At 69.8% G+C, this 14,458-nt stretch carries 15 protein-coding genes; 9 read left to right on the forward strand and 6 right to left on the reverse strand.

Annotation, left to right across the window (positions count from 1 at the left end; genetic code table 11):
• The first annotated feature begins 9 nt into the window (after positions 1–9).
• The 3 genes from WA670_RS26980 to lipB are packed head-to-tail and all read left to right on the forward strand — an operon-like array spanning position 10 to position 2,254.
• Positions 10–888: a TIGR01777 family oxidoreductase gene (locus WA670_RS26980; protein ID WP_037809508.1), complete on the forward strand. Its 879-nt coding sequence runs from the start codon at positions 10–12 to the stop codon at positions 886–888.
• Positions 885–1,514 (forward strand): phosphatase PAP2 family protein, encoded by a 630-nt coding sequence (locus WA670_RS26985; RefSeq protein ID WP_037809506.1) that lies wholly within the window; start codon positions 885–887, stop codon positions 1,512–1,514. Before WA670_RS26980 ends, WA670_RS26985 begins: the two co-directional genes overlap by 4 nt.
• A complete protein-coding gene (gene lipB / locus WA670_RS26990) occupies positions 1,511–2,254 on the forward strand; it encodes a lipoyl(octanoyl) transferase LipB (protein ID WP_037809504.1) in 744 nt (247 codons plus the stop codon). The genes WA670_RS26985 and lipB overlap by 4 nt, the downstream gene beginning before the upstream one ends.
• A gap of 46 nt (positions 2,255–2,300) precedes the next feature.
• On the opposite strand, the gene WA670_RS26995 is transcribed toward lipB, so the two are convergent.
• On the reverse strand, positions 2,301–3,236 hold the full coding sequence (locus WA670_RS26995; protein WP_336159227.1) for an LLM class F420-dependent oxidoreductase: 936 nt from the start codon (positions 3,234–3,236) through the stop codon (positions 2,301–2,303).
• Between the two features lie 25 nt (positions 3,237–3,261).
• A complete protein-coding gene (locus tag WA670_RS27000) occupies positions 3,262–3,882 on the reverse strand; it encodes a TetR/AcrR family transcriptional regulator (protein WP_275295745.1) in 621 nt (206 codons plus the stop codon).
• Between the two features lie 132 nt (positions 3,883–4,014).
• Between WA670_RS27000 and WA670_RS27005 the strand changes: the two genes are divergently transcribed.
• Both WA670_RS27005 and WA670_RS27010 read left to right on the forward strand, forming a co-directional pair.
• Positions 4,015–4,536 (forward strand): hypothetical protein, encoded by a 522-nt coding sequence (locus WA670_RS27005; RefSeq protein WP_275295744.1) that lies wholly within the window; start codon positions 4,015–4,017, stop codon positions 4,534–4,536.
• A gap of 19 nt (positions 4,537–4,555) precedes the next feature.
• Positions 4,556–5,500: an oxidoreductase gene (locus WA670_RS27010; RefSeq protein ID WP_336159228.1), complete on the forward strand. Its 945-nt coding sequence runs from the start codon at positions 4,556–4,558 to the stop codon at positions 5,498–5,500.
• On the opposite strand, the gene WA670_RS27015 is transcribed toward WA670_RS27010, so the two are convergent.
• The 4 genes from WA670_RS27015 to WA670_RS27030 are packed head-to-tail and all read right to left on the reverse strand — an operon-like array spanning position 5,481 to position 9,346.
• On the reverse strand, positions 5,481–6,920 hold the full coding sequence (locus WA670_RS27015; protein ID WP_199817403.1) for a sensor histidine kinase: 1,440 nt from the start codon (positions 6,918–6,920) through the stop codon (positions 5,481–5,483). The two genes, WA670_RS27010 and WA670_RS27015, sit on opposite strands and share 20 nt — an antisense overlap.
• A gap of 17 nt (positions 6,921–6,937) precedes the next feature.
• A complete protein-coding gene (locus WA670_RS27020; protein ID WP_134665939.1) occupies positions 6,938–7,633 on the reverse strand; it encodes a response regulator transcription factor in 696 nt (231 codons plus the stop codon).
• 34 nt (positions 7,634–7,667) lie between these two features.
• Complete coding sequence (locus WA670_RS27025) at positions 7,668–8,441, reverse strand: ABC transporter permease (RefSeq protein ID WP_037809493.1); 774 nt, start codon at positions 8,439–8,441, stop codon at positions 7,668–7,670.
• Positions 8,438–9,346 (reverse strand): ABC transporter ATP-binding protein, encoded by a 909-nt coding sequence (locus tag WA670_RS27030; RefSeq protein WP_037809491.1) that lies wholly within the window; start codon positions 9,344–9,346, stop codon positions 8,438–8,440. Before WA670_RS27030 ends, WA670_RS27025 begins: the two co-directional genes overlap by 4 nt.
• 128 nt (positions 9,347–9,474) lie before the next feature.
• Between WA670_RS27030 and lipA the strand changes: the two genes are divergently transcribed.
• The 4 genes from lipA to WA670_RS27050 all read left to right on the forward strand — a co-directional run bounded on the left by lipA (position 9,475) and on the right by WA670_RS27050 (position 13,517).
• Positions 9,475–10,476, forward strand: coding sequence for a lipoyl synthase (lipA, locus tag WA670_RS27035; protein ID WP_134665689.1), 1,002 nt, complete (start codon positions 9,475–9,477; stop codon positions 10,474–10,476).
• Positions 10,477–10,579: 103 nt separating this feature from the next.
• Positions 10,580–11,257 carry a DedA family protein gene (locus tag WA670_RS27040; protein WP_043839989.1) on the forward strand — a complete coding sequence of 226 codons (678 nt, stop codon included), beginning with the start codon at positions 10,580–10,582 and terminating at the stop codon, positions 11,255–11,257.
• Between the two features lie 57 nt (positions 11,258–11,314).
• Positions 11,315–12,184: a patatin-like phospholipase family protein gene (locus WA670_RS27045; protein WP_134665687.1), complete on the forward strand. Its 870-nt coding sequence runs from the start codon at positions 11,315–11,317 to the stop codon at positions 12,182–12,184.
• A gap of 130 nt (positions 12,185–12,314) precedes the next feature.
• Positions 12,315–13,517: an Ig-like domain-containing protein gene (locus tag WA670_RS27050; protein WP_336159229.1), complete on the forward strand. Its 1,203-nt coding sequence runs from the start codon at positions 12,315–12,317 to the stop codon at positions 13,515–13,517.
• Positions 13,518–14,458 lie beyond the last annotated feature (941 nt).

The raw sequence follows: 14,458 nt of genomic DNA on the forward strand, positions 1-14,458 counted from the left end.
ATCAGAGACATGCGGGTACTCATCGCGGGCTCCGGCGGCCTTATCGGCACCGCATTGACCGGACGGCTGCGCGAATCCGGGCACGAGGTGCGCCGGCTGGTGCGGCGGACCGCGCGGGCGGAAGACGAGCGCGGCTGGGACCCGCCGTCGGGACGGATCGACGACGGCGCGTTCGACGGCATCGACGCGGTGGTGAACCTGTGCGGTGCCCCGCTGCTGCCCGGCCGCTGGAGCGGAATGCGCAAACAGCAGCTGCTCGACAGCCGGGTGGAGCCGACCGAAGTGCTCGCCGAAGCGGTGGCGGAGCACGGCATCGGGGTGCTGGTGAACGCCTCCGCCGTCGGCTACTACGGCAACACCGGGTCCACTGTGGTCGATGAGGACACCAAGCCGGGCAACGGTTTTCTCGCCGAGATGTGCGTCGAGTGGGAGGACGCGACCGCCGCGGCGGCCGGCGCCCGCGTGGTCTCGGTCCGCACGGGTCTCGTGCTGGCCCGCAGCGGCGGCCTGCTCGACGTGCTGCGCCCGCTATTCCGTTTCGCACTCGGCGGACGGCTCGGCGACGGCCGCCAGTTCATGCCGTGGATCGCGCTGGACGACGAAATCGGTGCCCTCGTGCACATCCTGGAGCACGAGACGCTGTCCGGCCCGGTCAATCTCACCGGCCCGATTCCCGTCTCCAACGCTGAGTTCACCAAGGCCCTCGGCCACGCGGTGCACCGGCCCGCGCCGTGGTGGGTGCCGGAAATCGCGATGAAGATCGCCCTCGGCCAGGCCGCCGAAGAGATGGCGCTGTTCGGGCAGCGCGCAGTGCCGCGGAAGCTCGAGGCGAGCGGGTACGAATTCCGGCACCGCACCGTCGACAGCGCGCTCGCCGCGGCGACGTGACGATGCCGCGCGTCCGGTGGATCGTCACTGGAGTGGTGCTGTTCGCCGCGTTCCTCTGGCTCGGCTTCCTGGTAGACCGGCAGCCGCTGCAGCTCGACGTCGAGGTCGCCACGGCCTTGCGCGGGCAGGACACTCACCCGGCCGGTCAGATCGCGGGCGTGGTGACGAACGTCCTCGGCCCGGTGCTGCCGTACGTGCTCGGCGTGGTGCTGCTGGCGGTCGTGCTGCGGGACCGGTCGCAGCTCTCGCTGTGCGTGCGGCTCGCCGTAGTGCTGGTGCTGTGCCGGCTGACCAGCCTGGCGTTCAAGCCGGTGTTCCAGCGGCAGCGCCCGCGGGTGTACCCGGATCTGAGCTATCCCAGCGGCCACGTCGTCTCGGTGGCGACGACCAGCCTGGTCGTGGTCCTGCTGTGCGCCTGGCTCCGGCCGCGGGCCGTGCGGTGGGCGATCTGGCTGTCCGCCGCCGCGACCGTGCTGGCCGCGGCCTGCCGGATCGTGCTCGGCGTGCACTGGGTCACCGACACGATCGGGGCCGTGCTCGCGGTGCTCGGCGTCGGACTGGTGTCAGCGACCGCACTCCGGCTGGTCCCCTTTCCGGTGCGCGAAAGGCGTAGCCTCGACGGGTGAGTTCTTCGAGCGCAAGCTGCCGCATCGCCACCGAGCCCCTCGTCGTGCGCGAGATCGGGACGATCGACTACACCGAGGCCTGGGACCTGCAGCGGGAGATCCTCGCCGCGCGGGCGGACGAAACCGGGCCGGACACCATGCTGCTGCTGGAGCACCCGTCGGTCTACACCGCGGGCAAGCGCACCGAACCCGAGGACCGGCCCGCCGACGGCACCCCGGTGATCGACGTCGACCGCGGCGGCAAGATCACCTGGCACGGCCCCGGCCAGCTGGTCGGCTACCCGATCCTGAAGCTCGCCGATCCGATCGACGTCATGCACTACGTGCGCAGGCTGGAAGAAGCGCTGATCGCGGTATGCGACCGGTTCGGCGTGCGCACCGGCCGCGTCGAGGGCCGCAGCGGCGTGTGGATCCCGGCCGACGAACGCGGCATCGAACGCAAGATCGCCGCGATCGGCATCCGCGTCCAGCGCGGCGTGACCATGCACGGCTTCGAGCTGAACTGCAACGCCGACCTGGCCGCGTTCGACAACATCGTGCCGTGCGGCATCCGCGACGCGGGCACCACGTCGCTGTCCTGGGAACTGCAGCGCGACGTCCCGGTCGCCGAGGTGCTGCCGGTGGCGAAGGAGCTGGTGCTGGCCGCGCTCGAAGGCGAACTGCCGGTGAGCGACGACCGCTGGCTGCCGCGCCCGGAGGCTCCGAAGGCCCCCGGCGTCACCTTCGCCCTGCAGAACTGACCTTCTCCACGACAAAGGGGCCTCCCGGGGGAGGCCCCTTTTCGCGTCAGTCCAGCTGCGGTGCGACCTCGGAGGCCACGAACTCGATGTGGTCGAGGTCGGAAAGGTCGAGCACCTGCAGGTACAGCCGGGTGATCCCGGTCTTCTCGCGCCACTGCCCGATCCGGTCGACGATCTCCGCCGCGGTCCCGGCCAGCCCGTTGGCCCGCAGTTCGTCCGTCTCCCGGCCGATCGCGGACGCGCGGCGCGCGACCTCGGCTTCGTCCCGGCCCGCCGCGAGCACGAGCGCGACCGAACGCAGGATCTCCTTGGGGTCGCGGCCGATCGCCTCCGCCGCCGCGTCCACCCGCTGGAACTGCGCGAGCGCGGTTTCGGCGTCCACGAACGGCAGGTTGAACTCGTCGGCGTACTGCGCGGCCAGCGCCGGGGTGCGCTTCTTGCCGCCCCCGCCGATGATCACCGGCGGCGCGGGCGACTGCGCGGGGTTCGGCAGCGCGGGCGAGTCGGCGAGCGTGTAGTAGTCGCCGGAGTAGGAGAAGGTCTCGCCGACCGGGGTCTTCCACAGGCCGGTGATCACCGCGAGCTGCTCGGCGTAGCGGTCGAAGCGCTCCTTGAGCGGCGGCAGGGTGAGGCCGTAGGCGGTGTGCTCGTCGTCGTACCAGCCGGTGCCGAGGCCGAATTCCACGCGCCCGCCGGACATCTGGTCCACCTGCGCGACCGAGATCGCGAGCGGGCCGGGGTGACGGAAGGTGGCCGCGGTGACGAGCGTGCCGAGCCGGACGCGCTCGGTCTCGCGGGCGAGGCCGGCGAGGGTGATCCACGCGTCGGTCGGCCCGGGAAGGCCGTCCGCGCTGCCCATCTTGAGGTAGTGGTCGCTGCGGAAGAAGGCGTCGTAGCCCGCGGCTTCGGTGGTCCGCGCGACCCGCAGCAGGTCGTCGTAGCTCGCCCCCTGCTGGGGTTCGGTGAAGATCCTCAAGTCCATGTCCGCCAGCCTAATGGCGGATCGGTCAGCCCGCGGCGGGCCGTTCTTCGTGACCCGCGGGGCGGCGCAGCCTCGACAGCATCCGCGTGATGACGTCCTCGATCTCGGCTCCGACCTTCTTCGGGTCGGCCGCGCCCGCGATCTCGGTGGCCGCGCTCGACAGCGCGCCGAACAGCAGCCGCGCGGTGAGGTCGACCGGCACCGGCTCCACCTCGCCCGCGTCGACGAGCAGCTGGAGCCCGGACCGCACGAGCCCGAAGCTCGACTGTTCCTCGGCCTCGCGCCAGCGTTCCCAGCCCATCACGACCGGCCCCTCGTGGATGGCGATCCGCTGGTACGAGGGGTCGAGGCAGCTGCGGATGAACGCCTGCAGCCCGCCCATCGCGCGATCCCACGGCTCGCCGTCGCCAGTCATGATCTTCTGCAGCCGGTCGTAGACCAGGCTTTCGACCTGCTCGAAGGCGGCCTCGAAGAGCGCCTGCTTCCCGCTGAAATGGTGGTACAGCGCGCCTTTCGTGACGCGGGCGCGCTTGGCCACCTCGTCGAGCGAGGTGCCCGCGTATCCGCGTTTCGTGAACAGTTCGACCGCGCTGTCGACCAGGGCGGATCGGGTCGACTCGGAGTAGTCGAGTCGTCGGGACCTCATTGTCGGCACGCTCACAACCTTACGCCGGGACCCGACGGACCATACCCGTGGTATGTTGGCTGCGTCAGGTCCGTACCGGAAGTATGCCGCAGACCGGCAGTATGACCCGGGTCACGGAAGGGGAGCCACACCATGAGCTGGACCGACTTCTACCGGCGGCGAGAGATCCTCGATGCCGCTGTCCGCCAGGCGAGGCGCGCGCCGCAGGCACCGCTGTCGCTGGCCGAAATCCCGGGTGCCGCCGACGAGTTCGGCACCGAAGAGAACCTGTTGCTGGCACTGCAGTACAAGTGGACGCAGTTGCTCAGCGGCTACCTGCGCGCCGAGTTCGCCGATCCCGACGAGGCAGATCTTCCCGGCGACCAGGTCGACGCCGTCACCCGCGCGTGGCGGCAGGCGCAGCACGACCACGAAGACCTTCGTGCGGCACTGGACGGCGCGCTGGAGCGCTGCCCCGCGCTGGAACCGCTGCACCGCACCGAACTGTACATGCTGGCGCTCACCGCCGGCCTCGCCGAACCGGACGAGCCCGCCGAAGAGATCGTCAAGGTCGGGCGGACGCTCGACGCGCTGATCCGCGCCGGCGACACCGGCCCGGTCCGCAGGCGCGGCCCGGTCGGGCATCTGATGCGCCTGCTCGCGCCGAGTGCGTGACGTGTAGTTAGCTGGCCCGATGAACGAACGCTGGACCGAGGCCCGGATCCCCGACCAGAGCGGCCGGACCGTCCTGATCACCGGAGCGAATTCCGGCCTCGGCCTGCGTTCGGCGGAAGTCCTCGCCGCGCACGGCGCCCGCGTGCTGCTCGGCTGCCGCTCGCCGGAACGCGGCGAAACCGCACTCGAGCGAGTTCGCGGCGCGGCTTCCGGAGCCAAACCCGAACTCGTGCGCCTGGACCTCGCCGACCTGGCGTCCGTCCGGAAAGCCGCCGCGGCCGTGCGCGAACTCACCGGCGACGCACTGGACGTGCTGATGAACAACGCCGGGGTCATGGCCACCGCACAAGGCCGCACCGCGGACGGTTTCGAACTCCAATTCGGCACGAACCACCTCGGGCACGCCGCGCTGACGTGGCTGCTGATGCCCGCCCTGCGCGGCGCACCAGCTGGCCGCGTCGTCACGCTGTCCAGCGTCGCCGCCCTCGGCGCGCACCTGCACCTGGACGACCCGAACGCCGAACGCCGCCCGTACCGCGCTGCCGCTGCGTACGGCCAGGCGAAGCTGTCGAACCAAACCTTCGGCATCGAACTGGACCGACGCCTCCGCGCGGCGGATTCCACCGTGCGCAGCGTGCTCGCGCATCCCGGCTACAGCGCGACCGGCCTGACCACGAACATGGCGAGCTCGTACCGGAATCCCGTGCTGCGCACCGCACTCCGGGAAATCGGCAAGCTCGGCGGAATGCTGCTGGCCCAACGCGTCGAGCACGGCGCACTGCCGCAGCTGTACGCCGCGACGGCCCCCGACGTCGAAGGCGGCGACTACATCGGACCGGTTTTCGCGGTCCGCGGCCGTCCGACGAAGGTGCGCACCCTTGCCCCGGCCCGGAATCCGGAAGCCGGGACCAGGCTGTGGGAACTGACTGCCGAGCTGACCGGCGTCACTCCCGATCCGCACTGAACTCCAGCAGCGGCAACACAATCCGGAAACACGCCCCCTCGCCGACCGCGGTCTCCAGCTCGATCTCGCCATCGTGCGCCCGCGTCAGCGACCGGGCGATCGCGAGCCCCAGACCCGCGTCCGCACCCGGTGTCCTCGCTCGCGAACGGTCCGCGCGATAGAACCGGTCGAAGACGCGTTCTGCTTGCGCCGCAGTCATTCCCGGTCCTTCGTCGGCAACCTCCAGCACCGCCCGACCGCCCACAGTCCCGACCCCGATGCGGACCGCGGTGCCCGGCGGAGTGTGCGCGACAGCGTTGCCGACGAGGTTCGTGACCACCTGCCGCAGCCGCGCCTCGTCGGCGTTCACCGGAGCCGGTCCAGGCCCGCCCTCGCCGCCAGGTCCGGTCAGTTCGATCGGCCGTGACGGGTCGAGCGCGCGCAACGCGTGCCGGGCGTCGCCAGCCAGCGTGCGCAAGTCCATCGGCGCTCGGTCGAGCTGCGCTTCCGGAGCTTCGTCAAGCTGGGCAAGCAAAAGCAGGTCCTCGGTGAGCGCGGCCAGCCGGACCGCTTCCCGGTCGACCCGGTGCATGGCTTCGTCCACATCGGACTGTTCCGGGAGCGCACCCATCCGGTACAGCTCGGCGGTGCCCTTGATCCCGAAAAGCGGCGTGCGCAGTTCGTGGCTGACGTCCGCGACGAAGGTTCGCATCCGCGCCTCGGAAGCGGTCCGGTCGGCGAAGGCTCGCTCCAGCTGTCCGAGCATGGTGTTGAGCGACCCCGCCAAGCGGCCGATTTCCGTTCCCGGCGCGGCGATCCCGGGCACCCGGCGGCTGAGGTCGCCGCCCGCGATCGCCGCCGCGGTGTGCTCGATCCGGCGCAACGGACGCAGCCCGCCGCGCAGCGCGAACCAGCCGGCCCCGGTCAGCAGCACGAGCAGCACGGATCCGGTGACCACGCTGCTGATCCGCAACCGGGAGATCAGGGCGTCCGCCTCGGCGAGCGGAGCCGCCGCGATCACCGTCCCGCCCGGTGCCGGTGCCGCGACCGCGCGCCAGCGCTCCGAACCGTTCGCGGCCCGCAGGTCGGCAGGCGGGCCGTGCACCGGTACCGATCGCAGTTCCTCGGGCGAGGGCAGGGTTTCCGCCGCCAGCCGTGAAGAATGGATGCCGCCGGTCACCGCGCCGTTCGCGCCCAGATAGACCACGTACGGGGCGCCGATCAGGTCCAGCGCCGGGTCCAGCGCCGACGTCCGGGGGTCGCCCGCGGGCAGCACGCCGGACGGCACGCGCGCGATCAGCTCGGTGAAACCGCGCAACTGCGTGTCGATCCGGTCGAGCTGGTAGCGCTCCAGACGGTCCGAGACGACGGCGCTGATCAGCGTCAGCCCGGCCAGCAAGAGACCCGCTGTGATCAGCAGGAGCCGGGTGCGCAACGACATCCGGCGCAGCGGATGCCTCACCGCCGCGGTTCCCGCATCACGTAACCGACGCCGTGCACGGTGTGGATCAGCTTGGGCTCGCCGGTGTCGACCTTGCGCCGCAGATAGGAGATGTAGGTGTCGACGATGCTGGCGTCGCCGCCGAAGTCGTACTGCCACACCCGGTCGAGGATCTGCGCCTTCGACACCACGCGTCCGGCGTTCTCCATCAGATACCGCAACAGCCGGAATTCGGTGGCCGAGACGCGGACCGGCTGCCCGGCCCGCGTCACCTGATGGCCTTCCGCGTCGAGCACCAGCTCGCCCACCGTCACCACCGCCTGGTGTCCTTGCGTGCGCCGGAGGATCGCGTGGATCCGCGCGATGAGCTCCTCCAGGTCGAACGGTTTGGTGACGTAGTCGTCGGCGCCCAGCGACAGGCCGGCGACCTTGTCCGCCTGCCGGTCGCGGGCGGTGAGGAAGAGCACCGGCACCGGTCCGCCGCGGCCGGGCCGATGCCGTTCGCGCAAACGCCGGGCGACCTCGAAACCGTCCGCGTCCGGCAGCATCACGTCGAGCAGCACCAGGTCAGGCGGCTCTTCCGCAGCGGAGGTGACTGCCTCGCCCGCCGTCGCCGCGGACCTCACCTCGAAACCGGCGAACCGCAACGCCGCCGACAACAACTGCCGCACGGTGGCCTCGTCGTCGACCACCAGCAGCCGAGCGGGCGTCATCCCTGCCATGAACGCCAGCGTACGGAGACCACGGTCACACGTCCCGCCTGCGGAACGCCGCGAACGCGACGGCCAGCACCACGGCCACGCCGACGTACAGACCGGCGAGGTTGAGCCATGGATCCGGGTACGCCGGATCGACCTTGCCGGAGAAAATCGCCGCCGCGCCCTTGGACGGCCAGAACGTGAACAGCCACTGCATCCAGGACGGGAAAAGGTCGGCGACCGCAGGCACCAGCAGCACGATCCCGACCAGCGCGGCCAGCGCACCCGCGGTCGCCCGGATCAGCGTGCCGAGACCGACCGCGAGCAACGCGATCGCGGCGAGGTACAGCCCGCCGCCCACCACGGCACCGAGCACGCCAGCGTCGCCGAGACTCACGTGCGGCAACTGCTGTGCGGCGAGAAACCCTTGTCCGATCAGGAAAGCAGCGAACATCAGCACCTGCCCGGCCACGACGGCGACCGCGGCGGCGAGCACCACCTTCGCCGCGAGCAGCCGGGACCGCCGCGGCGTCGCCGTGAGCGATGTCTGGATCAGCCCGGTCGCGTATTCCGACGTGACGACCAGGACACCCAGCACCCCGATGATCAGCTGCGCGACGATGAAGGACTTCAAGCTGAGAGCCGTCGGATCCCAGGCCGCGCGTTCCGCGGCCGTCGCCTTGGCGTACTCGGCGCCCGCCGAAGCGGTCGCGAGCGCGGTGATGCCGAGCCCGGCGGCGAACAGGCTGGCCACGGTGTACCAGGTGGAACGCAGGCTGCGGAGCTTGATCCACTCCGACCTGAGCGTGCCGGAGACGATCACGCGGCAACCCCCTGGTACTCGATGCTGTCCTCGGTGAGCGCGAGGAACGCGTCCTCGAGCGAAACCCGCTGCGGCGTGAGCTCCCCGAGCGCGACCCCGTGGTACGCGGCCAGTTTTCCGATCTCGTCGCTGGTCAGGCCGGAGACGACCAGCGCGTCTCCAGCGCTGTCCCGCACGGTGGCTCCGGCGGCGAGCAGATGGCGGGCGAACCCGTCCGGATCGGCGGCGCGGACGAGCACCGAACCCGCCTGACCGGCCAGTTCGGCGGTGGCGGTATCGGCGAGCAGCTTGCCCCTGCCGATGACGATCAGCCGGTCGGCGGTCTGCGCCATCTCGCTCATGAGATGGCTGGACACCAGCACCGCGCGGCCGTCGCGGGCAAGCGAGCGCATGAAGTCCCGGATCCAGCGGATGCCCTCGGGGTCGAGGCCGTTCACCGGTTCGTCGAAAATCAGCACCCGGGGGTCGCCGAGCAGCGCGGCCGCGATGCCGAGCCGCTGCCGCATCCCGAGCGAAAACCCGCCTGCCCTCCGCCCGGCCACGCTCTCCAGACCGGTGCGCGCGAGCACGTCGTCGACCCGGCTCCGCGGCAGCCGGTTGCTCGCCGCGAGCGCGAGAAGGTGGTCGCGCGCCTTGCGGGCCCCGTGCACGGCACCCGCGTCGAGCAGCGCGCCGACCTCCGTGAGCGGCACTGCGAGGTCCCGGTAGCGCCGTCCGCCGATCGTCACCGACCCGCGCGTCGGGGCGGCGAGACCGGTGATCATCTTCAGCGTCGTGGACTTGCCCGCCCCGTTCGGCCCGAGGAACCCGGTGACCTGCCCGGGCTCGACGCTGAACGACAGGTCGTCCACCACGGTGTCGGGCCCGTACCGTTTCGTGAGCCCGCGTACTTCGATCGCTGTCATGCTGGCGAGCGTGCCCGGCCGGTCCGGGCGAATCCGCAGAGCTTCTGGGAGAACCCTGTGCGTTCGCGGCCGTCCACGGGCTGGATTGGGTCCCGTTCACAGGAAAACCTCGGCGTAGGGTGGGGATCGTGACTGCTGCACCGGAGGGGCGGAAGTTGTTGCGGCTTGAGGTGCGCAACAGCGAGACGCCGATCGAGAAGAAGCCGTCGTGGATCAAGACGCGGGTGCGGATGGGTCCGGAGTTCACCGAACTCAAGGGGCTCGTGCGCCGCGAAGGCCTCCATACCGTCTGCGAAGAAGCGGGTTGTCCCAATATTTACGAATGCTGGGAAGACCGGGAGGCCACGTTCTTGATCGGCGGGGACCAGTGCACCCGGCGCTGTGACTTCTGTCAGATCGACACGGGCAAGCCTGCTGCGTTGGACCGGACGGAGCCGCGGAAGGTCGCGGAGTCGGTGCAGGCCATGGGGCTGCGGTACTCGACGATCACCGGGGTCGCCCGGGACGATCTCGAGGACGGTGGTGCGTGGCTGTACGCGGAGACGGTGCGTCAGATCCACGCGCTGAACCCGGGCACCGGTGTCGAGCTGCTGATCCCGGACTTCAACGCCGAACCCGACCAGCTGGCTGAGGTGTTCGGGTCACGGCCCGAGGTTTTGGCGCACAACGTGGAGACGGTGCCGCGGATCTTCAAGCGGATCCGCCCCGGCTTCCGCTACGCGCGCTCCCTGGACGTCATCACCCAGGCCCGCGCGGCCGGTTTGGTGACGAAGTCGAACCTGATCCTCGGCATGGGCGAAACCCCCGAGGAGGTCAGCGTCGCGCTGCAGGACCTCTTCGACGCGGGCTGCGAGATCATCACCATCACCCAGTACCTGCGGCCTTCCCCACGGCACCACCCGGTCGACCGCTGGGTCAAGCCGGAGGAATTCGTGGAGCACGCCAAGACCGCCGAGGCGATCGGCTTCCCCGGCGTGATGGCCGGTCCCCTGGTCCGCTCGTCCTACCGCGCCGGACGGCTCTACGCCCAGACCAAGGCGCACCGCGGCGAGGCGCTCCCGGAGAACCTCGCCCACCTGACCGCCGAAGGACCGGCGGCGCAAGAAGCCAGCAGCCTGCTGTCCCGCTGAACCCGTACCGACGAGGGGCCCCGGTTACGCACCGGGGCCCCTTATTCGTCTCCGCGTCCCCTGAACGTGGCACGCTATTCCCAAGAATCAGTAAAGTGATGGTGTGGCTTTAGTAACGGACATCCTCGACTGGTTGCAAGCACTCCCCCAACCGGGTCTCGTCGCGGCGGCAGGCGGGCTCGTGCTGGCCGAGTGCACGATCGGCCTCGGCTTCATCGCCCCGGGCGAATCGGGCCTGCTGATCGCGGCGACCACGGCGACGTCCGTGCCCCGCTTCCTGACGCTGTGGGCGGTCGTCACCGTCTGCGCGGCGCTGGGCGATTCGATCGGGTACGCCCTCGGCCGGAAGTTCGGGCCGCGGCTGCGGGAGACGAAGCTCATCCGCAAATACGGGCTGGACGCCTGGGACAAGGCCACCGGCGTCCTCGAACGCCGGGGCGCGTGGGCGGTGTTCTTCGCGCGGTTCCTGCCGGTGCTGCGCACCCTGACGCCGGCCGCCGCGGGAGCGTCGAACCTGCCGTTCCGCAAGTTCCTCCCGGCGACCGCCGCCGGCGCGTTCTGCTGGTCGCTCGTGCACATCAGCCTCGGCGCGGCGCTGGGCGAGGCGGCGAAGCAGGTCGAGAGCGCGATGAACACCGGGTTCCTCGTGGTGGCCGCGCTGGTGATCGGGGTGCTGGTTTTCTTCTTGCTGCGCATGAAGAAACGCAAGGCACTGGGCATCACCGGTTCCGCCGCTTCGCCGGACGAGCAGCCGGAAGAGCCCGCCCGCACCGGCAATTGACCGAGGTCACTCGAAGTCACCCGCCCGGGAGCCGTCCGGCTGATTAGATTCGACCGTATGCAGGCACTTGACCTCCCGAAGCCGGTCGCGTTCGTCCTCGGCGGGGGCGGCAGCCTCGGCGCGCTGCAGGTGGGCATGCTGCAAGCCCTCGACGAAGCGGGCATCACGCCGGATCTGGCGGTCGGCACGTCCGTCGGCTCGCTGAACGCCGCGGTGCTCGCGTTGGCCGGCGACGACCGGCTCCGGCGGCTCCGCGACATCTGGGCGCACATGACGAAGGCCGAGGCTTTCCCCGGCGGCGTGCTCAGCCAGGTCCGGACGCTCCGGCACAGCAAAACCCACCTGTTCCCGAACACCGGCCTCGCCAGGATCATCGACGACCACCTCGGCGCCGGCCGCCGGTTCGAGGATCTGGCGATGCCGCTGGGCGTCGTCACCACCGACGTCGACACCGCCGAACCGGTCCTGCTCACCTCCGGTCCGCTGCAAGCACCGCTCCTGGCGAGCTGCGCGATCCCCGGCATCTACCCGCCGGTGCCGTACGAGGACCGTCTCCTCTACGACGGCGGCCTGGTCGCCAACGTCCCGATGCGGCAGGCGTTGCGCATGGGCGCGAAGTCGCTGGTCGTCCTGGACTGCGCGTTCCCCGGCAAAATGCCCGGCGCGCCCCGGACGTTCGCCGAGGTGATGATGTTCACCGCGATGATCAGCATGCGCAACCAGGCCGTGCTGGAAGCGCCGGTCGCCGCCCGGACGGTGCCGGTGGTCTACCTGCCGGGCCCGGCACCGGTCCAGGTGAGCCCGCTGGACTTCTCGCGCACCGACGACCTGGCGTCGCAGGCCTACCACGCCGCGCGAGACCACTTGAAGGAACTGACCGTCGACGGCCCCGGCTTGTACGGCGCGCCCGGATTGCTGCGTCCCTGATCCGCGACGCGGAATTCGCGAACGTGATCCGCGTCACCCTAATGCACCGATCCGCCGGTCGGGGCGTCTTTCCGATCGCGTAGTTTTGCAGTTGAACCTGCCGGTCCTGGACCCTCACAAAAGAGACATAATGTTCCCGAAGAAGACATTTTTTCCGCTCGCCGGAATTCTTGCGGCGACCGTGCTGCTTTCCGCCTGTTCCTCCGGGGACGGCGGCAGCAACGCTGGCACGCCCGGTGCGCCGGGCGGGTCGAGCCAGACCGCGACACCGGCTTCGGTGTCGATCGAACCGGCCAACGCGTCCGGGATCAGCCCGAGCACGCCGATCGTCGTGAAGGCGGCGAACGGGAAGCTCACGGACGTCACGGTCACGAGCTCCAAGGGCAAAGCCGTCGCGGGCGAGTTCTCTCCGGACAAGCTCAGCTGGACGACCACCGAGGTCCTCGGCTACGGCGGCACGTACCAGGTGAAGGCGCATGCCCAAGGCGCGGACGGGAAATCCGTCGAACAGCAGGGCCAGGTGACCACGCTGTCGCCGAAGAAGCAGGCGAACGCGAACCTGATCCCGGCCCCGAACGCGGTGAAGAGCGCGGGTGTCGGCGTCGGCCAGCCGATCGTGTTCAGCTTCGGCGTCGCGGTGAAGAACAAGGCCGCGGTGGAGAAGGCGCTCACGGTCGAGTCGTCGCCGAAGCAGGACGGCAGCTGGTACTGGATCGACGACAAGAACGTCCACTACCGGCCGAAGGAATACTGGAAGCCGGGCACCACGCTGACGGTGACCGCGAAGATTTACGGCGTCGATTTCGGAAATGGCGTGTACGGAGCGGACGATCGCACCGAAACGTACAAGGTGCACGATTCGTGGATCGCGAAAGCCGACGGCAACAGCGAACAGATGCAGATCTTCCACAACGGTTCGATGGTGAAGTCGATGCCGATCTCGATGGGCAAGGACGCGACCCCCACCCACCTCGGCCCGCACGTCATCTCGGACAAGCAGGCGAACTACACGATGGACTCCTGCACGTACGGCGTGTGCCCGCCGGACCCGAAGGCGTACCGCTCGAACGAGAAGTTCTCCGAACGCATCTCGAACGACGGAGAGTTCGTCCACGAGAACCCGAACAGCGTCGGGCAACAGGGCAGCTCCAACGTCTCGCACGGCTGCATCAACCTGAACGCCGCGAACGCGGAGTGGTTCTTCAACAACTTCGGCCTGGGAGACGTCGTAGAAGTCACCAACTCAGGCGGCCCGCAACTCCCGGTGTGGGACCTGTACGGCGACTGGTCCAAGTCCTGGACCGACTGGCAGAAGGGCTCGGCCCTGAAGTAGCCCCTCACTGCCCGGCTTGGGTTGGGCAAGGTTGAGGGCTGGTTCGGCTGAACGGTTCGACAGAGAAGGGTGCCGGAGCTTCTTGCTCCGGCACCCTTTTTGCTGCCCGGGGGTCGGAGTGGTTACCGGGGCGGGGCTGCGTTGCTGCGGAGCAGTGATCGGGACCGGGCCGCGTCGCCGCGGAGCAGTGAGCAGCTCCGGGCCGTGTCGCCGCAGAACAGTTAGCTGCACCGAATCGCGTCGCCGCAGAGTAGTGAGCGGCACCGAGTCGCGTTGCCGCGGAGCAGTTAGCGGCACCGGGCTGTGTCGCTGCCGAGCAGTGACCGACACCGGGCCATGCCGCTGCGGAGTGGCTATCGGTACCCGGGCCGGAATGCCGTCGAATCGGCTGCGGAGACGAAGCCCGGCCCAGGACGGGCCTTCCGTTGCCGGTCTTGCTGCCTCGATCTCATCGCCTAGTGCCGCCCATTGCTCCCTGATGCGGACACCTTCCCTCACCGCGCCGCTTTGCCGGCGGTGCTCGACGTTTCTCTGCGTGTCGCATCGCTTCCCCGCCGGCGGTGCTGGGAGCCGCCACGTCCGTGGTGAGCGCACAACGCGGGCGAAGCTCGCCCAGGACTAGTTGCTCCGTTGTCTGCCGTGCTGACTGGGTCTCGTTGCCTCGTGCCGCCACTGCCTGCGCTGCTGAATGGGGCCAACTAGTTGCTCGCTTCCGCGGGATGCGTTCCCCTCGCACGCTCCCTGGAGTCTTGAAGCCCAGTCCTGCGCGCGCCGCGGCGTGATCCAGCGGCAGCCTTCGGGAGACTCCGAAGAAATAGCTTGGGCATGACGAAGGCCCGGTTCCCCTGGTGGGGTTCCGGGCCTCGTACTTGTCCGTGAACATGAGTCTGGGCCCCGGGAAAACCCATTTCGGGTTCTCGACCGGGGCCCAGACCTATCAG

This window comes from Amycolatopsis sp. VC5-11 (assembly GCF_037034185.1).
In the GTDB taxonomy this organism is placed as follows: domain Bacteria; phylum Actinomycetota; class Actinomycetes; order Mycobacteriales; family Pseudonocardiaceae; genus Amycolatopsis; species Amycolatopsis nivea.

Excerpts from the sequence above, each read along its gene's own strand:
- WA670_RS26980 (WP_037809508.1), top strand. The coding sequence starts at position 10 with ATGCGGGTACTCATCGCGGGCTCCGGCGGCCTTATCGGCACCGCATTG.
- WA670_RS26995 (WP_336159227.1), bottom strand. The coding sequence starts at position 3,236 with ATGGACTTGAGGATCTTCACCGAACCCCAGCAGGGGGCGAGCTACGAC.
- WA670_RS27000 (WP_275295745.1), bottom strand. The coding sequence starts at position 3,882 with ATGAGGTCCCGACGACTCGACTACTCCGAGTCGACCCGATCCGCCCTG.
- WA670_RS27005 (WP_275295744.1), top strand. The coding sequence starts at position 4,015 with ATGAGCTGGACCGACTTCTACCGGCGGCGAGAGATCCTCGATGCCGCT.
- WA670_RS27010 (WP_336159228.1), top strand. The coding sequence starts at position 4,556 with ATGAACGAACGCTGGACCGAGGCCCGGATCCCCGACCAGAGCGGCCGG.
- WA670_RS27015 (WP_199817403.1), bottom strand. The coding sequence starts at position 6,920 with ATGTCGTTGCGCACCCGGCTCCTGCTGATCACAGCGGGTCTCTTGCTG.
- WA670_RS27020 (WP_134665939.1), bottom strand. The coding sequence starts at position 7,633 with ATGACGCCCGCTCGGCTGCTGGTGGTCGACGACGAGGCCACCGTGCGG.
- WA670_RS27030 (WP_037809491.1), bottom strand. The coding sequence starts at position 9,346 with ATGACAGCGATCGAAGTACGCGGGCTCACGAAACGGTACGGGCCCGAC.
- WA670_RS27045 (WP_134665687.1), top strand. The coding sequence starts at position 11,315 with ATGCAGGCACTTGACCTCCCGAAGCCGGTCGCGTTCGTCCTCGGCGGG.
- WA670_RS27050 (WP_336159229.1), top strand. The coding sequence starts at position 12,315 with ATGTTCCCGAAGAAGACATTTTTTCCGCTCGCCGGAATTCTTGCGGCG.